Below are 24,107 nucleotides of genomic sequence, written 5' to 3'. Positions count from 1 at the left end.
GAGGACGGTGCGGACCTGGCGGGGTGCCCTCCGGGGGTCTGGCTCGGGCGTTGTCCCGGAGCTGCCGGGTCCGCTCGGGGCGGGCGTCGCGAATGACTCATTCGGGACGCCGGAGGTCCCCAATGAGTCATTCGCGACATCCGAAGCGCGCCGAAGTTATCCACAGGCCCGTCGGCGGTCCTGTAAGTAGTCCACAGATCACGCAAACCTGTGGTTTCGCTTGCCCGGTCGCCGGACGATCGATCGGTGACCAGAAGATCGTGGGCCAGCCACGCCGAGGGACTCTTCGCCGCCAGCCGACGCGGCGTGATCACGGTCGCGCAGCTGGAAGCACTGGGCGTTCCGTCGCGGACCAGCTATCGGCGGTGCCGCCCCGGTCAGCCCTGGCAGCGGCTTCTCCCCGGCGTGGTTCTGCTTCGCACGGGCACGCCAACCCGGCGGCAGCTGCTCGAAAGTGCGCTGCTCTACGGCGGCGCCGAAGCGGTCGTCACCGGGCTCGAGGCGTGCCGTCGGCAGGGTCTGAAGCGCGAAGCCCGGCCGGGCGAGCCGATCCATCTCCTGCTGCCGTCGCACCTCAAGACGTCCAGCAGCGGCTACGTCCTCGTCGAACGGACCACTCGGATGCCCACGCCGATCGAGCTCGACGAGCTGCCTTTGGCACCAGTGGCCAGGGCAGTGCTGGACGAGTGCCGACGGCTGACCGAACGCGCGCCGATCAGGGCTTTGCTTGCCGAAGCGGTCCAGCAGCTGAAGGCCGACCCCGCGGAACTGTCCGCGGAACTCGAGAAGGGAAGCGACAGAGGCAGCGCTCTGCCGCGCGAAGTGCTCCGGGAGATCGGGAGAGGCGCCCGGTCCGCCGCTGAAGCCGAGGCCATGGCGCTCTGGCGTCGCACCGGCTTGCCCGAGCCGATCTGGAACATCGAGATCCACGACGAACACGACCGCTACCTCGCCACCCCGGACGCTTGGTCCGACGAGGTCGCGTTGGCCTGGGAGATCGACTCCTACGAGTTCCATTTCGGACAACCTGGCTATGCGTCGACCCTCGTCCGGAACAACCGGTACGCCGCCGCGGGCGTCGCGGTCGTGCAGACAGTGCCCAGCCGCCTCCACAACGAGCCGCGAGCCGTTGCCGACGAGCTCGTGAAGGCTTACCGCGCGGCGTCGAACCGCCCGCGTCCCCCTGTGCGCCTGGCCGAACGTCGCGAATGACTCATTCGGGACGTCGGAGGTCCCGAATGAGTCATTCGCGGCATCGGCGGCGGGCGTCCGGGACCCGACCGGTTTAGGCTCGGCAAAGCCCGGGTAGTCGCCCCAGCGGGAACGTCGCGGTCGGGAGGTGGGCGTGGGACCACGGAAGTGGCTGGAGTCCTGGCCCGTCTACCGCCAGCTGACCGGCCCCGACCCGCTCGGCCGGGGGAAGGCCGCCGAGTCCCCGCACTCCGAAGCCCTCGCCTCGCGCACGGCGAGCGCCGATCGGGTCGCCAAGTCCGTCTGCCCCTATTGCGCCGTCGGCTGCGGGCAGCAGGTCTTCGTCAAAGACGAGAAGGTCGTCCAGATCGAAGGCGACCCGCACAGTCCCATCTCGCGCGGCCGGCTCTGCCCCAAGGGGTCGGCCAGCAAGCAGCTGGTCACCGGCCCGCAGCGGGAACGGAAGGTCCGCTACCGCGCGCCCTACGCCACCGAGTGGACCGAGCTCGACCTCGGCACGGCCATGGAGATGGTCGCCGATCGCGTGCTCGACGCCCGCCGCAAAGGCTGGCAGGACACCGACGAGCGCGGGAAGCCGCTGCGCCGGACCATGGGCCTCGCCAGCCTCGGCGGGGCCACCCTCGACAACGAAGAGAACTACCTGATCAAGAAGCTCTTCACCGCCCTCGGCGCGATCCAGATCGAGAACCAGGCCCGGATTTGACACTCCGCCACGGTTCCCGGTCTGGGGACCTCCTTCGGTCGCGGTGGCGCGACGGACTACCAGCAGGACCTGCAGAACTCCGACTGCGTCGTGATCATGGGCTCGAACATGGCCGAGGCGCACCCGGTGGGGTTCCAGTGGGTGATGGAGGCGAAGGCCCGCGGGGCCGAGGTGTTCCACATCGACCCGCGCTTCACCCGCACGAGCGCGCTGGCCGACGCCCACGTCCCGCTGCGGGCCGGTACCGACATCGCGTTCCTCGGCGGGGTGATCAACCACATCCTGAGCAACGACCTGGACTTCCGCGAGTACGTGGTCGCCTACACCAACGCCTCCTTCCTGGTGTCCGAGGACTACCGCGACACCGAGGACCTCGACGGCCTGTTCAGCGGCTACGACGAGGCCAAGGCCGCCTACGACCCGGCGACCTGGCACTACGAGGGCGTCCGGCCGAAGGAGACCTCGCACGGCAAGGAGACGTCGGCGTCCGACCAGCACGGCTCGGGCGGCCCGGTGCTCGAAGGCGGCAGCGACGAGATCGCCGCCGACCCGACGCTGCAGCACCCGCGCTGCGTGTTCCAGATCCTCAAGCGCCACTTCGCCCGCTACACCCCGGAGATGGTCGAGGCCACCTGCGGGACGCCGAAGGAGCTCTTCCAGCGGGTGTGTGACGCCTGGACGCGCAACTCCGGCCGCGAACGCACCGCCGCGCTCGTCTACAGCGTCGGCTGGACGCAGCACAGCGTCGGCGCCCAGTACATCCGGGCCGGCTCGATCATCCAGCTGCTGCTCGGCAACATCGGCCGCCCCGGCGGCGGGGTGTTCGCGCTGCGCGGGCACGCCAGCATCCAGGGCTCGACCGACATCCCGACGCTGTTCAACCTGCTGCCGGGCTACCTGCCGATGCCGACACCCGAACAGGCCACGCTGAACGACTACCTCGACAGCGTCCGCGGCGACAAGCAGAAGGGCTTCTGGCGCAACGCCGACGCCTACACCGTGTCGCTGCTCAAGGAGTACTGGGGCGAAAAAGCCACTCCGGACAACGACTTCTGCTACGACTACCTGCCACGGATCAACGGCGACCACGGCACCTACCGCACGGTCATGGACATGGTCGACGGCAAGGTCTCCGGCTACTTCCTGCTCGGGCAGAACCCCGCGGTCGGGTCGGCGCACGGGCGCCTGCAGCGGCTCGGCATGGCCAACCTCGACTGGGTCGTCGTCCGGGACCTGACGATGATCGAGAGCGCCACCTTCTGGAAGGACGCGCCGGAGATCGAGACCGGCGAGATCGTGCCGGAGCAGTGCCGCACCGAAGTGTTCTTCTTCCCGGCCGCCTCGCACGTCGAGAAGGAAGGGACGTTCACCCAGACCCAGCGCATGCTGCAGTGGCGGGAAAAGGCCGTCGAACCGGCCGAGGACCAGCGCTCGGAGCTGTGGTTCTTCTACCACCTCGGACGGCTGGTCCGGGAGCGGCTGGCGGGCTCGGAAGACGAACGCGACCGGCCGGTGCTCGACCTCGCCTGGGACTACGAAGTCCACGGCGGCGAACCGTCGGCCGAGGACGTGCTGCGGCGGATCAGCGGCCAGGACGTGACCACCGGCAAGCAGGTCGGCGGCTACCTCGAGCTCAAGGCCGACGGCAGCACCTCGAGCGGGTGCTGGATCTACAGCGGTGTCTACGCCGACGGCGTCAACCAGGCCGCCCGCCGCAAGTCCCGCTTCGAGCAGGACCTGTACGCGCGGGAGTGGGGCTGGGTCTGGCCGCTGAACCGGCGGGTGCTCTACAACCGCGCGTCCGCCGATCCGGACGGCCGCCCGTGGAGCGAGCGCAAGGCCCTCGTGTGGTGGGACGCCGAGCGCGGCGAGTGGACCGGCCACGACGTCCCCGACTTCGAGAAGACCAAGCCGCCGGACCACGTCCCGCCGCCGGACGCCGTGGGGCCGGCCGCCCTGCGCGGCGACGACCCGTTCGTCATGCAGTCGGACGGCAAGGCGTGGCTGTTCGCGCCGTCGGGATTGGCCGACGGCCCGCTGCCGACGCACTACGAGCCGCACGAATCGCCGTTCCGGAACCCCTTCTACACGCAGCAGGGGAATCCGACGCGGAAGGTCTACGGCCGCCGGGACAACCCGTCGCACCCGTCGCCGCCCGAGGCCGGGGGCGAGGTGTTCCCGTTCGTGTTCACCGCCGCGCGGCTGACCGAGCACCACACCGCGGGCGGGATGAGCCGCACGCTGCCGTACCTGTCGGAGCTGCAGCCGGACCTGTTCGTCGAGGTCTCCCCCGAGCTCGCGAAGCTGCGCGGTCTTGCGCACCTGGGCTGGGCGCACGTCGTCACGGCGCGGGCGGCGGTCGAGGCGCGGGTGTTCGTGACCGACCGGATGGCGCCGCTGCGGGTGCAGGACCGGGTCGTGCACCAGGTGTGGATGCCCTACCACTGGGGCAGCTCGGGCTTGGTGTCCCGCGACGTCGTCAACGACCTGTTCGGCGTGGTGGTGGACCCGAACGTGTTCATCCAGGAGAGCAAGGTCGCCACCTGCGACGTCCAGCCGGGCCGGCGGCCGCGCGGCGCCGAACTGCTGGCGTTGCTGGAGGAATACCGCACGCGGGCGGGCATCACGCCGGAGACGGGTACCCGGGTGGCGACCGCGCACGGCACCGAGCACGTCGAACCCGGCCACACGACGGAGGACCGACCATGACGACCGAGAACCGGCTCTCCGGGCCGCTGCCGGACGTCGCCGGCGAGGCCGGGCACACCGGGCACCCGCCGCGCGTCGGGTTCTTCACCGACACGTCGGTGTGCATCGGCTGCAAGGCCTGCGAAGTCGCCTGCAAGGAGTGGAACAACGTCCCCGAGGACGGCCTCGACCTGCTCGGGATGTCGTTCGACAACACCGGCGCCCTCGGCGCGAACTCCTGGCGGCACGTGGCCTTCATCGAGCAGCAGCGCCCGCTCGGCGGGCAGTCGCCGGGCCTCGAGGGGCTGCCGACCGGGCCGTCGGCGATCGACGTGACGACCGCGTTCGTCGCCGGCGAGCTGCGCGACGCCCCGCTCGGCACCGCTCCCGCCCCGCGGGCGCCGGAGAACCTCGGGATGCCGTCGTTCGACCTGCCCGGCGCGCGGACCGGCGCCGAGGGCCGGACGGACTTCCGCTGGCTGATGGCGTCGGACGTCTGCAAGCACTGCACCCACGCGGGTTGCCTCGACGTCTGCCCGACAGGAGCCCTGTTCCGCACCGAGTTCGGCACGGTGGTGGTGCAGCAGGACATCTGCAACGGCTGCGGTTATTGCGTTTCGGGCTGCCCGTACGGCGTGATCGACCGCCGCCCGGACGACGGCCGCGCCCAGAAGTGCACGCTCTGCTACGACCGCCTGCACGACGGCCTCGAGCCGGCCTGCGCCAAGGCCTGCCCGACCGACTCGATCCAGTTCGGCGAGCTCGACGAGCTGCGCGAGCGGGCCGCCCGCCGGGTTTCGGACCTGCACGCGCGGGGCGTGCCGGAAGCGCGCCTGTACGGGCACGACCCGGAGGACGGCGTCGGCGGCGCCGGCGCGTTCTTCCTGCTGCTGGACGAACCCGAGGTCTACGGGCTCCCGCCGGACCCGGTGGTGCCGACCCGCGAGCTGCCCGCGATGTGGAAGTACGCCGGGATGGCGGCCTCGGCCCTGCTGGCCGCCGCGGTGGCGTCGTTCGGGCCGTTCGGAAGGCGGCGCCGGTGACCCCACGCGACCCCCGCGGCGATGCCCGAGCCGCCGACACCCGCGCCCCCGTGCCCGGCCACCGCGAACGCCGCGGCTCCGGCGAAGGGCCACCCACCGCCGCGGCAGCCACCTTCGAGAGGGGGCGCCGGTGACCCCACGCGAACCCCGCAGCGACGCCGGAGCCGCCGACACCCGCGCGCGCGTGTTCGGCGGCCGCCGCAAACGCGGCGGCTCCGGTGAAGAACTCATGGTTCCCCGCGCCGAATTCCGGTCCTACTACGGGCGGCCGGTGCTCAAGCCGCCCGTGTGGGAGTGGAAGGTTCCCGCCTACCTGTTCACCGGCGGGCTCGCCGCGGGCACCTCGCTGCTCGCCGCCGGGGCCGATCTCACCGGGCGGCCCGCGCTGCGCCGGGTGGGCCGGGCCGGGTCACTGGGCGCCCTGGTGGCCAGCGTCTACCTGCTGGTCGCCGACCTCGGGCGGCCGGCCCGCTTCCACCACATGCTGCGCGTCGCGAAACCGACGTCGCCGATGAGCGTCGGCACCTGGGTCCTGAGTGCGTTCGGGCCCGGGATGGGCGTGGCCGCGGCCGCCGAAGTGGTGCCCTGGCGGCTGGTGGCCGCCGTGGCGCGGCCGGCCGGGCTCGTTTCGGCCGTGTTCGCTCCCGCCGTCGCCTCCTACACGGCGGTCCTGCTGTCCCAGACGGCGGTGCCGGCCTGGCACGAGGCCCACGCGGAACTGCCGTTCGTCTTCACCGGCTCGGCGGCGGCGAGTTCCGGCGGCTTCGCGATGGCGCTGGTCCCCGTCGAGGAGGCGGGCCCGGCGCGGACGCTGGCGGCCATCGGTGCGGCGACCGAGCTGGTCGCCTCGAAGGTGCTGGAGAAGCGGCTCGGTCTCACCGCGGAGGCGTACACGACCGGCAAGGCCCACCGGCTGCGCAAGTGGTCGGAGCGCCTGACCGCGGCCGGGTTGCTCGGGGCGCTGGCCGGGCACCGCAGCCGGGCGGTCTCCGTGGCGGCCGGGGCGGCGCTGTTCGCCGGGAGCGCCCTGCAGCGCTTCGGGGTGTTCGAAGCGGGTGTGGCGTCCACAAAGGATCCTAAGTACGTCGTCGTGCCGCAGCGGCAGCGACGGCCGTGACCACCGCGATCACCGCCGCGGCGATCCCCGCGTAGCCGAAGGTCCAGCCGAGACCCGCGGCGTCGGCGATCGGCTGGGCGAGCAGCGGCGAGGCGAACTGGCCGAGGAACAACGCCGAGGTCAGCAGCCCGAGCGCCTTGGTGCGTGCGCCCGGCTCGACCGAGGCCACCACCCAGCCGTTGACCGTGGGGTTGAGCAGGCCGATTCCGAACCCGACGACGACCATGCCGAGCGCGGCGACACCGAGAGAGCCGGCCGAACCGAGCAGGACCAGCCCGGCGGCGAACGCCGCGAACACCGCGATCGCCAGCACCGGGAAGTCCCAGCGCGCCCGCAGCCGCCGGAAGTTCAGCCCCACCACGGTCATCACCAGGTTGACCGCGGCGATGAGCGCGCCGGCCACGGCCGGGCCCGCGCCACCCACGTGGTCCAGCCAGAACGGCGCCTGCGTCGGCACGGTGTAGAAGACCACGATTCCGAGGAACATCAGCGCACAACGGCCGAACAGCCGCGGCTGCCACGGCGACCCGGCCGGGACGTCTCCCCCCGTCTGGTGCCCCTCCGCTTCGGGGACGTACCGGAGCACGAGGACCACCAGCGGCACCGCGAGCAGGTAGACGGCGAACGGGCCGCGCCAGCTCACCGCGGCCAGCAGGCCGCCCAGCAGCAGCGCGACGACGCCGCCGAAGCCCATCGCCGCGCCCTGCAGCCCCAGCACCCGGCCGTGCTCGCCGGCGGAGTGGTGGTCGGCGAGCAGAGCGGTCGAGGTGGTCATCACGCCGGCGATCCCGACGCCGAGCAGGGCGCGCCCGGCGAGCAGCCAGGGCAGGGAATCCAGGACCAGGCCGGAGCCGCCGCCGACGATGTAGAGCAGCAGGCACCCGGCGAGCACCGGGACGCGGCCGGTCCGGCCGCTGAGCCGCGCGAGCAGCGGCGCGGCGAGCACGATGGCCAGTCCGGGCAGGGTGAGCACCAAGCGGACCAGCAGCTGGGCGTGCGGTTCGGCGGCGAAGTGCCGTTCCATGCCGGGCAGCGCGGGGGTGATGGTGGCGCTGGCCATGATGGTCATGGTGCTGACGCCGAGCAGCGTCATGAGCGCCGCTTTCGGCGGCCTCCGCACGTCGGCGAGTGTCGTCCCGGTCATGGTGGCGACGCTAGGACCTCCAGCATGGTCGAGGTCAAGCGGAGGCGGACGCGCTCCCCCGCAACCGGGGCAGCACCGCGAGCCAGTCCGAAGCCGCCTCGACGCTCTCGTGGATCGGCAGCAGCCGCTCGAGGCCCAGCGCCCGGATCGGCCGCAGCACCGCCCGTGCCCCGGTCGCGATCGCGAACGGCACGCCGCTCACGTGCGCCTCCGACGCCGCGACCAGCAGCTCCGTGATCCCTCCCGTGCCGCAGAACGAAACTTCCGACAGGTCCAGCACGAGCGCCCGCGGCGCGAGGTCGATCTCCTCGCCCAGCCGGGTGCGCAGCCGGCTCAGCACCGGCAGGTCGATCTCGCCGCGGACCGCGACGGTCGTCGCCTCCGCCGTGGCCGTCACCCGCAAGGTCATCGCGGCCGGGACGTCGACGCGGAATTGCGGAGCGGCGATCTGGTCGAGCACAGGGCCTCCCACGGACGGGGACGGACGCGCAGGGGGGCGGCTGCCGGCTGAACCGCGTTGCCCCACACCGTACGCCGTTGCGGCCGGGACTTCCGCGTCGGCGCCGAATTCGTCGAATGCGGACGCCGGCTCCCGAATTCCGGGAATGCCCCGCCGGTGATCCGGATAACGGTTCGGAGATCCGGCCGGTCCCGAACCCCACCGAACGCCCATCTTCTGCTAAAAAGTGCATCGTTTCGTCGACCGACGCAGGGGTGTGGGTGGCTTTCGAGGAACAGCTCGTCAACGGGCGGTACCGGCTGCTGGGGCACCTCGGCCGCGGCGCGATGAGCCTGGTGTGGCGGGCCAAGGACGAGCGCCTGGACCGCGTCGTGGCCGTCAAGCAGTTCCTGCACGAGCCGGGCGCGGGCGGCGACGTCTGCGAACGCGCGATCCGGGAGGCGCGGCTGGCGTCCCGGCTGCGGCACCCGCACGCCGTCGCGGTGTTCGACGTCTTCGAGGACGCCGGCTCGATGTACCTGGTCATGGAGTACGTGCCCGCGCGTTCGCTGACCGAGCTGCTCGTCGCGCGCGGGCCGCTGCCCCGGTGCGACGTGCTGCGGCTCGGGCGCCAGGTCGGCGCCGCGCTGGCCGCGGCCCACGGCGACTGGATCCTGCACCGGGACGTCACGCCGAACAACGTGCTCGTCACCGACGACGGCGCCGCCCGGATCACCGACTTCGGCGTCTCCCGCGCGCTCGGCGAGCACCCGGCCGCCGACGAGGGTGTCGTCGTCGGCACGCTCCCCTACCTGGCTCCGGAAGTCGCCCGCGGCGGCGAAGCGGGCCTGCCGTCCGACGTCTACTCGCTCGGCGCCACGCTGTACACGGCGCTGGAGGGCACGCCGCCGTTCGGCACCAGCGACGACCCGATCACCCTGCTCCGGCGGATCACCGAGAACCAGCTCACCCCGCCGGTCCACGGCGGCCCGCTGACGGCCGTGCTGATGCGGATGCTCGAACGCGATCCCGCCGCCCGGCCGTCGATGCAGGAGGCGGTGGACCTGCTGGCCGCGGTCGGCAAGCCGGGCCCGGACGCCGCACCGCGCCGGTCGCGGTTCCGCCGCGTCGCCGTGACCGGGGCCGCCGCGTGCCTGACGTCGGTCAGCGTGGCCGCCGGCCTCGCCCTCGCCGACCGGCCCGCGACCACCACGGCGGCCCCCATCGAGCACCCGCCGGCGACGATCACCACCTCCCGCACCGTCAGCAGCACCACCACGGCACCCGCGCCGGCGTCGGCTCGCGTGTCCGACGGACCGGCGGGGCGTTCCACGCCGCCCGCACCGCTCGGCGCCACCGCCGGGTGCACCGCGCGCTACGAGATCACGAACGCCTGGCCGGGCGGTTACCAGGTGCAGGTGACCGTGCACAACGACCGGCCGAGGCGGCTCATCGCCTGGGCGGTGACCTGGGTGCAGCCCGGCAGCGCGAGCATCCGGGACCTCTGGAACGGCACCCTGACCCAGGTCGGCTCGGCGGTGACCGTCACCGACGCGGGCTGGAACGCCCTCGTCGAGCCGGACGGTTCGGCTTCGTTCGGGCTCAACCAGGACGTCACGCCCGGCCGCGCGGTCGTCCCGGCCCTCCCGGTCGTCAACTGCCGGTCGAACTGAGACCGTTATCGTTCCGTCACAACCGGATTGCCGATTCTTCCGTAGCGACCTCTTCCGTTTCCGGCATCCGGAACGAATACGTCGAACGCAATTTCGTACCCCCACCCAGGTGAGTGAATTGCTCCGACGAGCCGAACTGCGCCGGGGAACGGGCCGTGTTCCCTCTTGACGGAGACGACAGAGGGGAGCGTGCCCGTGCACGAAGGGGCAGTGATCGCCGGCCGGTACCGCGTGCTCGGCCGGGCGGGTCACGGCGCGATGGGGACCGTGTGGCGGGCGAAGGACGAGCGGCTCGACCGCCTGGTCGCGATCAAGCAGCTCTTCCCCGACTCCCCCGCCGATCCGGCGGCCGCCGAGCGCACGCGCGACCGGACGATCCGGGAGGCCCGCGTCACCGCCCGGCTGCGCCACCCCCACGCCGTCGTCGTGTACGACGTCGTCGAGCAGGGAACCGCGGCCTACATCACGATGGAATACCTGCCGGCCCGGACGCTGACCGAACTGCTGGAGGAACACGGCCCGCTGGTGCCGGAGTACGTGGCCGAACTGGGCGCCCAGCTCGCGTCGGCACTGGCCGCCGCGCACGCGGAAGGCGTGGTGCACCGCGACATCAGCCCCAACAACGTCCTGGTCACCACCGACGGCTCGGCGAAGATCACCGACTTCGGGGTGGCCCACGCGCGTGGGGAGGGCACCGCGACCGGCCGCGGGCTGGTCGTCGGCACGCCCGCCTACCTCGCCCCGGAAGTCGCCGACGGCGAGGAACCCGGCTTCCCGTCCGACGTCTACTCACTCGGCGCGACCCTCTACACCGCTCTCGAAGGGCGGCCACCGTTCGGCACCGACGAAAACCAGCTGGCCCTGCTCAAGCGGGTCGGCGCCGGCGCCGTCACCCCGCCCGCCACCAGCGGCCCGGTCACCGACGCCGTCCTCCGGCTGCTCGCCCGGGATCCGGCCGCCCGTCCCGCGATGACCGGGGCGGTCCGGCTGCTCACCCGCGCCACCGCGCCCGGCGTGACCCCGGTGGCGGTCCCGGCGGACCAGCCGCCCGCGCCGCCCCGGCGCCGCCGGTCCCGGCCGGCCTTCGCGGGGACGGCCCTGGCGCTGACGGCGGCCGCGGTCGTGGCGGCGACGTCGCTCCCGCCGGGCCGGGAGCCCGCGAGCGCGGCGGCCCAGCTGGCGTCGGCGCCGTCCACGACCCCGCCGGCGAACCCGGTCCCGTCCCGGACCACCGGCCCGCCCGGCTGCGCCGCCCGCTACGAGGTGGTGGAATCGTGGAACGGCGGCTTCAAGGGGCTGGTGACCGTGCGCAACAGCGGGCGGGCCGAGGTCACCGGGTGGACCGTCAGCTGGCAGACCCCGGCCGGGACGCGCATCGACGACCTGTGGAACGGCAGGCTCGTGCGAACCGGTGCCACCTCGGCGATCGTGAACGCCGAGTGGAATGCCCGGCTGAAGCCCGGCGAATCGACCACCTTCGGCTTCATCGCCCTGACCCGCGGCGGCCACCGCGGCCTGCCGGTCACCGACTGCCGTCCGGGGGAATGAATCGTTTTCGATCATCTGACGAAGGTGTCTTGACCAGCGTCGTTGACCGGCATTAGGGTCGTCACCCACCCCACCTGTTAGCGCTAACTTCCGGCCGGACAACGGATCGGACAATGGGTCTCGAGAAAGTCCTCACGAAGATGACGAATTTCCGCGACGCGGCGGACGAAGCGCCCGGCGGCGGCCGCGGCGCGGTCACGATCACCGACGTCGCGAACGCGGCCGGCGTGTCCGCGAGCACGGTGTCCTACGTGATCACCGGGAAGCGGACGATCTCCCCGGCCACCCGGCGCCGGGTCGAGGAAACCATCCGTGCCCTCGGCTACCGGCGCCGCGGCAGCTCGCCGTCGCCCCGCGCCGGGATCCTCGCGGTGGCGGTGCCGCCGCTCGGCGACCGGCAGCTGGGCATGGAGATGGAATTCTTCTCCGCGGCCGCGGGCGCGGCCCGTGAACTCGGCTTCGACCTGCTCCTGGTCACCGACGACGAAGGCACGTCCGGCCTGCACCGGGTGACGTCGGCCGCGCTGGCCGACGCGGTGATCGTGCTGGACGCCGGCGACGACGACCCGCGCGTACCGGTCCTGCTGGCTTCCGGCCGCCCCGCGGTGCTGGTCGGCGCGCCGGGGCAGCACCGCGGGCTGGCGTCGGTGACGCTCGACTTCGCCCCGGCCGCCCGGGCCTGCCTGGCCCACCTCGCCGACCTGGGCCACCGGTCGGTCGCCCACCTCGGCCCGTCGGCGACCTCGCCCGGCCACCGGCTCCGGTACCTGAAGGGCTTCGAGGAAGCCTTCGGCGCGGCCGCCGAAGAGCGCGGCGTGAAAGCGATTTCCCCACCGTGCGCGTCGGCCGCCGAAGACGTTGCCCGCTGCCTGGACGAGCTGCTCGTCGAAGGTGGCCCGACCGCGCTGGTCGTCCGCGACGAAGCCGCTCTTCCGCTGGTGCTGGGCACCCTGCGCCGACGCGGGCGGCAGGTCCCGGCGGACATTTCGGTCGTCGCGATCTGTTCGGACACCGTGGCGGGCCAGCAGCGGATCCGGCCCACCGCGGTCGTCGTCCCGGCGGCCGAGCTGGGGGTGCTGTCGGTCCGGCAGGCGGTGCGCCAGCTCGACGGCGAACCGGCCGAGCCCGGCACCGTGGCGCCCGCGCTGGCCGCCGGGGAAAGCACCGCGGCGGCCCCGGCCGTCCGGCACGGGGCGACGCTCTCCGGCGGGTGAGAATTCCCGGACAATCGGCTTCCGGACCGAACCCGTCTCCCGTTGCGGCCGTATTTCCTCGTAGAGGGGTCGCCGACGTCGACAGGGGAGCACGGTGGCAGCGAAAAAGGGCGCATTGGCCGGGCGATACCGGCTGCTGGAACCGACCGGCGGGCGGGCGTGGCGGGCCAAGGACGAATTGCTGGACCGATTCGTCGTCGTCGATCGGCTGCCGCCGGGCTGCCCCTTCGACGCGGCCCATTCCGACCGCGTCCGGGCGAAGGCGATCCGCGACGCACGGGTGGCCGTCCGGCTGCACCACCCCCACGTCGTGGTGGTGCACGACGTCTTCGAACACGACCTGACGCCGTACGTGGTGACCGAGGACCTGGCGGCCGGCACCCTGGCCGAGCTGGTCGAGCGGCGCGGCGGCGTCCCGCCGGACCGCGTGGCGGCGCTCGGCGCCCAGCTGGCTTCGGCGCTGGCGGCCGCGCACGCCGACGGCATCCTCCACCGCGGGTTCGGCCCGGACAAGGTGCTGGTCACCGCGGACGGGACGGCCAAGATCGCGGGTTTCGGGCTGGGCACCGGCGGCTTCCCCGCCCCGGAGCTGGCCCGCGGCGCGAGCCCGGGGTGTCCCGCGGACGTCTATTCCTTGGGCGCCACACTGTACTTCGCGCTCGAAGGGCGGGTGCCGGGCACGGCCGTCCCGCCGCGGGCGCACGGGCCGGTCCTCGACGCCGTGCTGGACCTCGTGCGCCCGGAACCGGCGGCCCGCCCGTCGATGGCCGAGGCCGAGCGGATCCTCACCGATCTGGCGGTTTCCCGTCCCCTGGCGGCGATCCCGGGCCGGACCGCGCGGTCCCGCAGCCGGGTCCTGGTGGCGGGCACGGTGTTCGCGCTCGCCGTCGGCACGGCGGTGACGACCCACGCCGCCCTCCGCCGCCTCACGGCCCCCTGAGGATTCACCGCGTACGCACTCAGCGCCGTCACCGCCGCCGCGCCCGCGACCAGCCGGCGCATCAGGCGGTCGGGATCCGGTGCGTCCTTTTCCGAAGGCCCGGCCGCAGGCCGCCGAAGAAACGTGGTTGAATTCGACGATTTCACAGCAGCCGCGATTCCGCCGCGCTTCCGCACGATTCCCGCACCACGAGCGTCGGCCACAGCTGCAGCCGGTGCACCGGCCGCTCGGTCGTGTCCGCGAGCCGGGCCAGCGCGAGCTCGGCGGCCACCGCGCCCAGCCGGTGCTTCTGCGGGCACACCGCGGTCAGCGGCGGGTCGGACGCCGCCGCGACCTCGTCGTCGTAGGAAACCACCGCCAGCTCGCCGGGCACCGCGATGCCGCCGTCGCGGGCGCGCTGGATCAGGCCGATGGCCTCGCGGTCGGCGTGCACGAGCAACGCTCGGACGCCGGCGCGGCGGCAGCGGTCCAGCAGCGTGTCGTACTCCCCCGCCCACCCCGGGGAGCCGTAGACCGGGACGTCGAGGTCCAGCGCCGCGCCGGCGTCCAGGCCCAGGGAGGCGATCGTCTCCCGCCAGCCGGCCCGCAGCGCCCGGCTCGTCGGGCTGGACCGGGACGTCACCAGCCCCACCGCCCGGTGGCCGAGGGAAACCAGGTGCCGCACGGCCAGTCCCGCACCCAGCGCGTGCGCCGTGGTCGCCGCGTCCAGGGCCAGCGTGGGCAGCTCCGGCGGCGGCAGGCGTTCGACGAGCACCACCGGGACGCTCAGCGAACCCAGCCACCGCAGCAGGTCCAGCGCTCCGCGGCCGCTGGTGGCCGGCGCGGCCAGCAGCGTCTGCACCCCGCGTTCGAGGAGCGTGGTGATCTGACGGCGGTCCTCCGCCGCGTCGTAGCTGGACGCGCGCAGGACCAGCCGCCCACCGGCCGCGGCCACCGTGGATTGCGCGCCCTGGATCACCGGCGGCCAGTAGTACTCGACCGACGGCGCGACCATGCCGACCAGCGCGCCGGGCGCGGACGGGCCGAACGGCGACGCGGCGCGCCCGGGCTCCGGGTGGCCGCCGCGGGGCCGGGTCAGGGTGACGCCGCCGTGCACCCGCGTCAGCAGGCCGCGGTCCGCCAGCTCGGTGACGTCCCGCCGCACGGTGACCGCGGTGACGCCCAGCCGCGCCACCAGCTCGGTGAGCCGGACCGCGCCGTGTTCGCGCACCAGGGAAAGGATCAGCTGGTGCCGTTCGGAGGCGAGCATCATCGGACCTGCTCCAGCCGGACCCGCGCCGGGCCCTCGCGCACCAGCAGCGTGAGCCGGCTGAGGTGGGCGCCCCAGGAGGCCCGCAGCAGCGGGTCGTCCAGCGCCCGCCGCTCGAGTTCCGCGGTGGTGGCCAGGGGGTCCCAGCTCAGCCGCAGCACCCGCCGGCCGCCGAGGGACACGAACGCCTCGCCCTCGGTCAGCTCGACGTCCCCGGCGAGGACGTGCCGCAGCCGCACCGGCCGGACGCTGTCGTCGTCCTCCACGAGGACGTGCGCGGGTGTGTCCCGGACCAGCCGCACCGAACGGATCCACCGCGCCACGCCCGGGTAGGCCCCGGCGAGGTCCGCGGACAGCACGGCTTCGGACGCGGTGAGCCCCACCCGGACGTCCCGCGCCCCGAAGGCGTCCCCGGGTTCCTGCGTCACCCCCGGCTCAGGGACGTTGTGCCACTCGCTGCGCAGCGGCCAGGCCCGGTACCGGTCCGGCCCGAAGCTGGCCGCGGTGTAGGTCGGCTGCCCCACGTCGGCCACCACCGGCACGCCCTCGACGGCCACCCAGTAGGACCCGACGTCGAGGTGGTTGTGCCGCTCGCCGTTGTGCCCGGCCTTCACCGCCACGGTCAGCCCGCGCACCGAGCCCGCCGTCTCCCGGGCCACGAGCACCTGCACCCGCGGCAGCCATTGGTCGCGGGCCAGCCAGGGTCCGTCCGGATCCCCCGCCCACGCCTTGCGCCAGCCCGGGTCGGCCAGGGCGGACAGGGCCCGGCCGAGCCCGGCCTGCGGCCACACCGGCCGCCCGCTCGCGCGGGCCTGGCTCACCGCGTGCGCCCGGACCTCGTCGTCGCCGAGCAGCTCGCCCCACCGGTGCAGCACGTGCCACGGCTGGGCCAGGGGCAGGCGGGCCGGGGCGTCCCCGGCGTTGACGTACGCGTCGCCGCCCAGGTGCATCCGGTGCGGGAAGCGGATCAGCGGCGCCGGCAGGGGGAGCTCCCGCGCGTCGACGCCGGTGGCCCCGGCCAGCAGGTCGAGGCATTCCAGCAGGCGGCAGGCGCCGTGCCACCAATAGGCGACGCCTTCGTCGATGCCGCCGTCGTCGGGCAGCACGGCGAGGTAGTGGTCGAGGCCTTCGACGACCAGCCGCACGAGCCGCTGTCGCCGCTCTTCGTCGTCGACGAGCAGGAGCGCGGCGGTGAGGACGGCGCTGTGGATCCACGGGTTCCAGTTGTGCGCGTCGCCGTCGAGGCCGAGCCAGTGCCAGTCGCGGACGCGCTCGAACGGCGTCAGCACCCGGTGTTCGACTTCGCGTCGCAGGCGACGGCGCAAGCCCGGCGCCCGGACGTCGAAGCGGGGCCCCAGCACGTGATCGGCCCAGGCGAGCAGGGACGCGACCTCCGCCGCGCCCAGGTCGAGGAACGGGTCGCCGGGATCGGCCAGCACCTCCCCGCGGGCGGCCGTGTGCCGGTCGTGCGGCGCCCAGCACCAGGTGGTGGCCTCGGCCAGCGCGACCAGGCCGTCGATCGCACCGTCCAAAACGGACAGTTCGTCGGTCAGCACCGCGGCCAGGACCAGCGTGGTCACGCGTTCGCGCAGCTCGCGGGCAGCGTCTTCGTAGTCGGTCCGGACGCCGTCGCGGAACGTCCGGGCCCACGCCGTGGCCGTCAGGACCGGCGCCGGCCGCGTGAGCAGAACGCGGGCGTCGGCGATCAGCGCGGCGCCGTCGGCCGCGTCCCAGACCGCCCGGTCGCGTACGTCCGGGAAGGCGGGCCGGGCCACCGGACGGCCGGCGAAGAGAGCGCTCAGAACCACGTTGTTCCTTCGCTTCTGATCGGTTGTGATTGTTTTTGAGCTGAATTGTTGACTCGCACTATGGCACAGCCCGACAGTGACAGCCATCACTTCGACGGAGGAGCAATGACGCTTCGGGGATCGGCGGGACTGAACCGCCGGAGGTTCCTATCGGCCACGGCCGGGCTCGCGGCCGGCGGGCTGCTCGGCGGCTGCGCGTCGACGACCACGGCGTCCGGCGCGACCCGCGTGACCATCTGGTCGTGGCTCACCGGCATGGACAAGTACGTGGCCGCGTTCAACGCCGCGCACCCGGACATCGCGGTGGAGCTCAACGTGATCGCGTCCGGCCTGAAGGGCGGCTACGCCCAGCAGACCAACGCCCTGCGCGCCCACAACGCCCCGGACATCCTGCACGCGGAGTACCAGGGCCTGCCGCAGCTGCTCACCACCGGCGGCCTGCGCGACCTCACCGGCGACCTCGCGGACCTGGAGCGCGGCTACTCCCCCGCGGCCTGGCAGGGTGTCCGCCCCGGCGGCCGCACCTGGGCGGTCCCGATGGACCTCGCCCCGATGGTGTTCTACTACCGCAAGGACCTCTTCGACCGGCACGGCATCGCGGTGCCGCGCACGTGGGACGACTTCCGCGCCGCCGCGCAGGCCGTCAAGAAGGCCGACCCGGCCGCGCGCGTGACGACGTTCCCGCTCAACGACGGCTCCTTCTTCGCCGGGATGTGCTGGCAGGCGGGCGATCCCTGGTGGCGGGTCGACGGCGGTTCGTGGCGGGTGAACATCGACGGCGCCGGCACCCTGCGCACCGCGGACCACTGGCAGGGCCTGATCCGCGACGGCCTGGTCGCCACCGCCCCGACCGGCGACCAGGACTGGATCGGGGCGATGCACACCGGACGGCTGTGGGGCCTGCTCGGCGCGTCCTGGAGCGTCGGCTCGCTGGTGAAGTCCATCCCGCGGGACAAGGGCCGCTGGGCGGTCGCCACCATGCCGACCTGGGACGGCGTCCCGGCCAACGGCGTGCAGGGCGGCAGCGCGTTCGCCGTCTCGGCCGAGAGCAAGGTGCCCGATGCCGCCGTGAAGTTCCTGCGCTGGCTGAGCACCGACCCGGCGGTCGCGAAGATCGGAACGACCTTCACGACGCCGTTCCCCGGCTACCTGCCGAGCCGGGACGTCGCCCGGAAGGCCTACCGGGGCGGGTACTTCCTCGGCGCCCCGGTGTACGACGTGCTCGACGAAGCCGCCCGGCGCGTCCCGGACTGGACGTGGGGTCCCAACGCGCTGCGGACGTTCTCCACCGTCGTCGACCGGATGGGCGGGGTGAAGACCGGCGGCACGACGCTGGCCGCCGCCGTCCGGCAGACGCAGGCCGGCGCCGTCGCCGAGCTGCGCGAGCGGGGATTGACCGTGCTGGAAGGGAAAGCCTGATGACCGTCCTCACCCCGGAACGCGCCGCGAGGGTGCCGGCGCAGGCCCGCCCCGGCACCGCCACCCCGGCCCGCCGTGGCCACGGCCGGGCCGGCCTCGTGCTGGCCGCACCGTTCGCGCTGCTGCTGACCGCCACCGTGCTCGTGCCCATCGGGTACGCGCTCTACCTCAGCCTGTTCACCGATCGCCTGTCCGGCCTGGGTTTCTCCGGCCCGACGCAGGCGTTCGTCGCGCTCGGCAACTACGTCGACGTGCTGACCGACAGCGCCTTCCACGCCGGCCTCGGCAACGTGGCGCTGTTCGTCCTGGTGCACATCCCGATCATGCTCGGCCTGGCCCTGCTGCTGGCCCTGCTGGTCGACTCGGCCGTCGTGCGGCTCAAGCGGGTCTTCTCCCTCGCCGTTTTCCTGCCCTACGCGGTGCCGACGGTGATCACCGGGCTCATCTGGGCCTACCTCTACAGCCCGAACTCGGGGCTGACCGCGCTCCTGCCGTTCGACCCGCTGGGCAAGACCGGCATCCTGCCCTCGATCGTGAACATCGCGACCTGGCAGTGGGTCGGCTACAACATGATCATCTTCTACACGGCGCTGCAGGCGGTCCCGCGGGACGTCCTCGAAGCCGCGCGCGCCGACGGCGCCGGGGGCGTCCGGACGGCGTGGTCGGTCAAGGTCCCGATGATCCGGCCGACCATGTTCGTCGCCCTCGTGTTCACCGTCATCGGGTCCCTGCAACTGTTCACCGAACCCCTGGTGCTGCGCGGCTTCACCGGCTCGGTGACGAGCACCTGGTCCCCGAGCCTGTACGTCTACGAGGCCGCGTTCATCGCCAACGACTACGGCCGCGCCGCCGCCGCGTCCGTGCTGCTGGCGCTCGTTTCCGCCCTGCTCTCGGCGCTGGTCATGCGCCTGTCCGACCGGAGGTCCCGGTGACCCTGTCCCCTGCCGGTTCGAGGTGGACGTCCCGCACCGTCGTGCACGTCCTGCTGGTGCTGGCCGCGCTGTACGCGGTCCTGCCGCTGGTCTGGCTGGTCACCTCGGCGACCAAGTCCGTCGGCGACTTCTCCACGACCGGGGCGTTCGAGTTCGGGCAGTTCGACCTCGGCGCCAACCTCAGCACCCTGTTCACCCAGGACGGCGGCGTCTTCCTCGCCTGGATCCGCAACTCGCTGCTCTACGCCGGCCTCGGCGCGGTGCTCGGGTCGCTGATCTGCGCCGCCTGCGGGTACGCGATCGCGAAGCTCGACTTCCCGGGCCGCCGCGCGCTGTTCGCGGTGACGCTGGCCGGGGTGCTCGTGCCGACGACCGCGCTGGCCCTGCCGCTGTACCTGCTGGCCTCGCAACTGGAGGTCGTCGGCACGTTCTGGGCGGTCTTCATCCCGTTGCTGACCAACCCCTTCGGCGTCTACCTCGCCCGCGTCTACGCCGAGGCCGCGGTGCCCGGTGAAGTCCTCGAAGCCGCCCGGACCGACGGCGCGGGCGAGCTGCGGACGTTCTTCACCATCGCGCTGCCGATGATGCGGCCCGGCCTGGTCACCATCTTCCTGTTCCAGTTCGTCGGGATCTGGAACAACTTCTTCCTGCCGCTGGTGATGCTCACCGAGCCGAAGCTGTTCCCGATGAGCCTCGGCCTGTACCAGTGGAGCACGCGCGTGACCCAGTTCCCGCAGTACAACCCGCTCGTCATCACCGGCTCCCTGCTGGCCGTGCTGCCGCTGGTCGTCGCGTTCGTCCTGCTGCACCGGCAATGGCGGTCCGGGCTGGCGGCGGGCAGCGTCAAGTGACGCGGCGCCCGGAGACCCTGCTGGTGATGGCGCGGGACACGATGGAGCTGCAGTTCGGCGCGGGCGAGCTGGCCCGGTTGCGCGCCACGGCCCGGCTGGGCGAGCCTCTGTGCACCGACGAATTGGCCTCGGACGCGGTGCGTGCGCGGCTGGCGGAGGTGGAGGTGCTGATCACGTCCTGGGGCTGTCCCCCGCTCGACGACGCCGTCCTGCGGGCCGCGCCGAACCTGCGGGCGGTGCTGCACGCCGCCGGCAGCGTCCGGGACCACGTCGGCGCGGCGGTGTTCGACCGCGGCCTGCTGGTCACCACGGCCGCCGACGCCAACGCCGAGCCGGTCGCCCAGTACACGCTGGGCGCGATCCTGTGGGCGTTCAAGAAGGTGCCGTTCCTGGCCGCCGACGCCCGGAAGTTCCGGGAGGACTGGGGTTACCGCGAGCAGCGCGGCGAGCTGTCCGGCCGCGACCGGACGGTGGTGCTGGTCGGCTTCTCCCGCGTCGGGCGGCGGGTCGCCGCGCTGCTGCGGCTGCTGGACCTGGCGCGCGTGCTCGTCGTCGACCCGGTGGCCGGCCGGGGCGAGATCCGGGCGGCCGGGGCCGAACCCGCTTCCTTGGCCGAGGCCCTGCCCCAGGCGGACGTGCTGAGCCTGCACGCGCCGTCGCTGCCGGAGACGCGCCACATGATCGGCGCCGCCGAGCTGGCCGCCCTGCCGCCCGGCGCGGTGCTGATCAACACCGCACGTGGCGCGCTGGTCGACACCGCGGCGCTCGAACACGCCTGCGCCGCCGACGGCCTGCACGCCGTCCTCGACGTCACCGAGCCCGAGCCGCTGCCCGCCGGGTCCCCGCTCTACGACCTGCCGAACGTGGTGCTGACGCCGCACATCGCGGGGTCACTGGGCTCGGAGACCCGCCGGATGAGCGCCGAGGCGCTCGGCGAGCTGGAACGGTACGTCGCCGGCTTGCCACCCCGGGCCCCGGTGACCCGGCATTCCCTGGCCGTGCAGGCATGACCGCCGTCGAGGGTCCGAACGCCGCGAATGACTCATTCGGGACGTCGGAGGTCCCGAATGAGTCATTCGCGACACCGGCGACCGCGGTCGAGGACCGGCGGCTGTCGCCGTACACCGGCTGGACCCGCACGCACTGGGCGGCCTACGCCGACCGGCTGCTCGCGGCGGCCGGGCAGTACCGGTCGCCGGCGGGCGCCCGGCTCGACCTGCCCGGCCCGGCCAGCCGCAACGGCCGTGTCTCGGACGGCCTGGAAGGGTTCGCCCGGACGTTCCTGATCGCCGGGTTCCGCGTGGCCGGGGAGGGCGGCGCGGACCCGGGCGGGGTGCTGGAGCACTACGCGCGCGGGCTGGCGGCCGGCACCGATCCGGCGTCACCCGAGGCGTGGCCGCGGCCCGACGAGCTCGGCCAGGCCAAAGTGGAGGCCGCGTCGATCGCGCTGGTCCTCCAGCTGACCCGGCCGTGGCTGTGGGACCGCTTGGACGACGGCGTGCGCGAGCGGGTCGTCGCCTGGCTCGCGACGGTGATCGGGCAGCCCTACCCGCCGATCAACTGGGTGTGGTTCCGGATCGTCGTGGAGTCGTTCCTGCGCGAGGCAGGCGGCCCGTGGTCGGCGGCGGACGTCGAGGAGGACCTGGCCGTGCACGCGTCGCTGCGGCGGCCGGGCGGCTGGCTCAGCGACGGCGACGAGCGCGCCTACGACCACTACACGGGCTGGGCGTTGCACCTGTATCCGCTGCTGTGGACGCACTTCTTCGACGTCACCGGCACCCTGTGCCCCGGCTCGCTGCGGCTGCAGTGGGGCGCGGACCTGCGCGAGTACCTCGACGACGCCGTCCGGCTGGTGGGCAGCGACGGCTCGCCGTTGCTGCAGGGCCGCAGCCTGGTCTACCGCTTCGCGGCCGCGGCACCGTTCTGGGTGGGTGCGCTGACCGGGACGTCGGGGCTGGCCCCCGGCTTGACGCGCCGGGTGGCGGGCGGGATGGTCCGGCACTTCGGCGCCTCCGACGACCTGCTCACCCTCGGCTGGCACCACGCCTGGCCCGCGATGCGCCAGGCGTACTCCGGGCCCGGGTCGCCGTACTGGGCGGCCAAAGGCCTGCTGGGGCTCGCGCTGCCCGCGCACCATCCCGTGTGGACGGACGTCGAACAGCCGCTGCCGATCGAGACGGGGGACGTCGCCCGGGTGGTCGCCGCGCCGGGCTGGCTGGTGTCGGGACGGCGCCGCGACGGCATCGCCCTGGTGGTCAACCACGGCACGGACCACGCCCGCCCCGGCGACCCGCGCTCCGACGCGCCGCTCTACGCCCGGCTCGGCTATTCGACGGCGACGTTCCCGGCGGCCGCGGTGCCCGACAACACGGTGGCCGTGCTCGACGCGGACGGCCGGGCGAGCCACCGGGCGGGGTTCTCGACGTGCTACTCGACCGAACTGCCGGGCGGCGTGCTGGCCGCGGCGTCCCAGGGCCGGGTCCGCTGGGTCGACACGTCCGCCGACGACTCCCCCGACCACGGCTCCGGCCGCGGCGGGCCGGTGGTGGCCGGGCCGGTGCTGACGGTGGTGTCCGTGGTGCGGCGGGGTGTCGAGGTGCGGCTCGCGCGGCTCGACGACGTCGATGACGGGGTGTGTTCGCTGCGGCTGAGCGGCTGGCCGGTCGCAGGCGAAACACCGCCGGAAACCCAGGCGGCTTCCGCACGGACTCCGGAGCTCCGGTCGGAGGTGCGTCCGCTGCGGGGGTTCACCACGGCGGACGTGGTGGTCGAGTCCGGTGTCTCCCCCCTGGGTGAGTGGACCGCGATCCCGTTCGTCGCCACCGAAGGGCCGCCGGAGCCGGGAGCCGTGTACGCCGCCGTGGTGGTCTTGGACCGCGGCGGCCCGGACGACGCCGATCCGTCGTTGACGGTCGCCGGGGACGGCCGCGCTGTCACGCTGACCTGGCCCGACGGCGTCACCGCGCGAGTCGCGATGCCCGCTCCGGCGTGATGCCGGTGCGACGGCGGCGGGCCGGTGCCATCGACGTCGGGTGCGAGACGCTCCAGGCCGCGCTCTTGCAGATCAATTCCTTGACGCGCGCGGCCGTCTTGCCGGTGAGGGCGGACGGTTTCGGCTGGTCGTCGTGGGTCACCCACTGCACGACGGCGTCGTGGCGGCCGAGGCTGATGCACTGGGCGGCGTAGCCGATCTTGTTCTCCGGCAGCGGGCGTCCGGTCAGCCGGGCGGCGATCGCGTCGGCCGCCTGGTGGGCCGTCGGCACTCCCGACGCGCAGGACATCCGCAACGGCGCGCCGTTCGCGCCCGGGGCGAGCGCGGCGTCACCGACGGCGTAGACGTCGGCGTGCGAGACCGACCGCATCGTCTCGTCGACGACGACCTGCCCGGTCGCCGACACCGCCAGCGTCGTGGCCGCGGCGATCGGGTGGACCGCGAACCCGGCCGTCCACACGGTCACCTGCGCCGGGATCACGCGGCCGTCGGCGGTGCTCGCCGTGGCCGGCTCGACGCTCGTGACGGCCGTGTTCTCGTGCACGGTGATACCGAGCCGGTCGAACGCCTTCCGCAGGTGGTCGCGGCCCTTCTCGCTCAGCCAGTCCCCGAGGCCACCGCGAGCGGCGAAGGCGACGTCGAGGTCCGGGCAGGCTTCGGCGATCTCGGTGACGCTTTCGATCCCGGTGAGGCCACCGCCGACGACGAGCACGGTCCCGCCCGCGGGGAGCTCGGCCAGCCGCGCCCGCAGGCGCAGCGCGGCTTCCTTGCCCGCGACGCTGTGGGCGTGCTCGGGGACGTCGGCGGCGGTGCTGCCGAGGGCGTAGACGAGCGTGTCATAGGCGAGCTCCTCACCACCCGCGAGGGCGACGCGCCGGCGTTCGGCGTCGACGGCGGCGACCCGCGCGATCCGCACCTGCACGCCGGTGCCCGCGAAGACCTCCGCCAGCGGGCGGGGCTTGAGGTCCTGGCCGGTCGCCAGCTGGTGCATGCGGACGCGCTCGACGAACTCGGGCTCCGCGTTGACGAGGGTGATCTCGGTATCGGCGGGGTGCAGGCGCTTGGCGAGGCGGCCGGCGGCGTTGGCGCCGGCGTACCCGGCCCCGAGGACGACGATGCGGTGCTTCATGGTTTT

18 protein-coding genes are annotated in these 24,107 nt (G+C 73.5%); 13 read left to right on the top strand and 5 right to left on the bottom strand.

The annotated features are described in order from the left end of the window. Positions 1-246: 246 nt before the first annotated feature. The 4 genes from ACWDN5_RS21615 to nrfD all read left to right on the top strand — a co-directional run bounded on the left by ACWDN5_RS21615 (position 247) and on the right by nrfD (position 6,763). A complete protein-coding gene (locus ACWDN5_RS21615) occupies positions 247-1,212 on the top strand; it encodes a hypothetical protein (RefSeq protein ID WP_449677543.1) in 966 nt (321 codons plus the stop codon). A 133-nt stretch (positions 1,213-1,345) separates the two neighbouring features. Beyond that, entirely contained in the window at positions 1,346-4,624 is a 3,279-nt protein-coding gene (gene fdh, locus ACWDN5_RS21610) for a formate dehydrogenase (RefSeq protein ID WP_449677542.1), read from the top strand. After that, positions 4,621-5,646 carry a 4Fe-4S dicluster domain-containing protein gene (locus ACWDN5_RS21605; RefSeq protein WP_449677541.1) on the top strand — a complete coding sequence of 342 codons (1,026 nt, stop codon included), beginning with the start codon at positions 4,621-4,623 and terminating at the stop codon, positions 5,644-5,646. Before fdh ends, ACWDN5_RS21605 begins: the two co-directional genes overlap by 4 nt. Positions 5,647-5,776: 130 nt before the next feature. Continuing rightward, on the top strand, positions 5,777-6,763 hold the full coding sequence (nrfD, locus tag ACWDN5_RS21600) for an NrfD/PsrC family molybdoenzyme membrane anchor subunit (RefSeq protein ID WP_449677540.1): 987 nt from the start codon (positions 5,777-5,779) through the stop codon (positions 6,761-6,763). Here nrfD and ACWDN5_RS21595 read toward each other — a convergent pair. After that, complete coding sequence (locus ACWDN5_RS21595; RefSeq protein WP_449677539.1) at positions 6,723-7,907, bottom strand: MFS transporter; 1,185 nt, start codon at positions 7,905-7,907, stop codon at positions 6,723-6,725. The two genes, nrfD and ACWDN5_RS21595, sit on opposite strands and share 41 nt — an antisense overlap. Positions 7,908-7,941: 34 nt before the next feature. Further along, on the bottom strand, positions 7,942-8,367 hold the full coding sequence (locus ACWDN5_RS21590) for an STAS domain-containing protein (protein ID WP_449677538.1): 426 nt from the start codon (positions 8,365-8,367) through the stop codon (positions 7,942-7,944). Positions 8,368-8,627: 260 nt separating this feature from the next. On the opposite strand from ACWDN5_RS21590, the gene ACWDN5_RS21585 reads away from it, so the two are divergent. The 4 genes from ACWDN5_RS21585 to ACWDN5_RS21570 all read left to right on the top strand — a co-directional run bounded on the left by ACWDN5_RS21585 (position 8,628) and on the right by ACWDN5_RS21570 (position 13,721). Next, positions 8,628-10,019, top strand: a complete 1,392-nt coding sequence (locus tag ACWDN5_RS21585; RefSeq protein ID WP_449677537.1) for a protein kinase domain-containing protein — start codon at positions 8,628-8,630, stop codon at positions 10,017-10,019. Positions 10,020-10,214: 195 nt separating this feature from the next. Continuing rightward, positions 10,215-11,567, top strand: coding sequence for a serine/threonine-protein kinase (locus ACWDN5_RS21580; RefSeq protein ID WP_449677536.1), 1,353 nt, complete (start codon positions 10,215-10,217; stop codon positions 11,565-11,567). A 113-nt stretch (positions 11,568-11,680) separates the two neighbouring features. Next, the gene (locus ACWDN5_RS21575; RefSeq protein ID WP_449677535.1) at positions 11,681-12,781 is read left to right on the top strand and encodes a LacI family DNA-binding transcriptional regulator; all 1,101 of its coding nucleotides are present in this window, start codon (positions 11,681-11,683) and stop codon (positions 12,779-12,781) included. Between the two features lie 94 nt (positions 12,782-12,875). Continuing rightward, the gene (locus tag ACWDN5_RS21570) at positions 12,876-13,721 is read left to right on the top strand and encodes a protein kinase domain-containing protein (RefSeq protein WP_449677534.1); all 846 of its coding nucleotides are present in this window, start codon (positions 12,876-12,878) and stop codon (positions 13,719-13,721) included. 142 nt (positions 13,722-13,863) lie between these two features. Here the strand turns inward: ACWDN5_RS21570 and ACWDN5_RS21565 are convergent, their stop codons facing one another. Continuing rightward, positions 13,864-14,973 carry a substrate-binding domain-containing protein gene (locus ACWDN5_RS21565; RefSeq protein ID WP_449677533.1) on the bottom strand — a complete coding sequence of 370 codons (1,110 nt, stop codon included), beginning with the start codon at positions 14,971-14,973 and terminating at the stop codon, positions 13,864-13,866. Further along, the gene (locus tag ACWDN5_RS21560) at positions 14,970-16,778 is read right to left on the bottom strand and encodes a heparinase (RefSeq protein ID WP_449677532.1); all 1,809 of its coding nucleotides are present in this window, start codon (positions 16,776-16,778) and stop codon (positions 14,970-14,972) included. Before ACWDN5_RS21560 ends, ACWDN5_RS21565 begins: the two co-directional genes overlap by 4 nt. Positions 16,779-16,883: 105 nt before the next feature. On the opposite strand from ACWDN5_RS21560, the gene ACWDN5_RS21555 reads away from it, so the two are divergent. Genes ACWDN5_RS21555 through ACWDN5_RS21535 form a run of 5 tightly spaced genes read left to right on the top strand, consistent with a single transcriptional unit; the run spans position 16,884 to position 22,972 of the window. Then, positions 16,884-18,197: an ABC transporter substrate-binding protein gene (locus ACWDN5_RS21555; RefSeq protein WP_449677531.1), complete on the top strand. Its 1,314-nt coding sequence runs from the start codon at positions 16,884-16,886 to the stop codon at positions 18,195-18,197. Beyond that, entirely contained in the window at positions 18,197-19,129 is a 933-nt protein-coding gene (locus ACWDN5_RS21550; RefSeq protein ID WP_310977271.1) for a carbohydrate ABC transporter permease, read from the top strand. The genes ACWDN5_RS21555 and ACWDN5_RS21550 overlap by 1 nt, the downstream gene beginning before the upstream one ends. Positions 19,130-19,170: 41 nt before the next feature. Continuing rightward, positions 19,171-19,980 carry a carbohydrate ABC transporter permease gene (locus ACWDN5_RS21545; protein ID WP_449677546.1) on the top strand — a complete coding sequence of 270 codons (810 nt, stop codon included), beginning with the start codon at positions 19,171-19,173 and terminating at the stop codon, positions 19,978-19,980. Then, complete coding sequence (locus ACWDN5_RS21540) at positions 19,977-20,990, top strand: hydroxyacid dehydrogenase (protein WP_449677530.1); 1,014 nt, start codon at positions 19,977-19,979, stop codon at positions 20,988-20,990. The genes ACWDN5_RS21545 and ACWDN5_RS21540 overlap by 4 nt, the downstream gene beginning before the upstream one ends. Beyond that, positions 20,987-22,972 (top strand): DUF2264 domain-containing protein, encoded by a 1,986-nt coding sequence (locus tag ACWDN5_RS21535; RefSeq protein WP_449677529.1) that lies wholly within the window; start codon positions 20,987-20,989, stop codon positions 22,970-22,972. The genes ACWDN5_RS21540 and ACWDN5_RS21535 overlap by 4 nt, the downstream gene beginning before the upstream one ends. Here ACWDN5_RS21535 and ACWDN5_RS21530 read toward each other — a convergent pair. Further along, positions 22,938-24,101 (bottom strand): NAD(P)/FAD-dependent oxidoreductase, encoded by a 1,164-nt coding sequence (locus ACWDN5_RS21530; protein WP_449677528.1) that lies wholly within the window; start codon positions 24,099-24,101, stop codon positions 22,938-22,940. The two genes, ACWDN5_RS21535 and ACWDN5_RS21530, sit on opposite strands and share 35 nt — an antisense overlap. Positions 24,102-24,107 lie beyond the last annotated feature (6 nt).

Source organism: Amycolatopsis sp. NPDC003731 (assembly GCF_053586895.1).
Note: the sequence above shows the minus strand (reverse complement) of the source record. Positions and strands in the feature narration are given on the sequence as shown.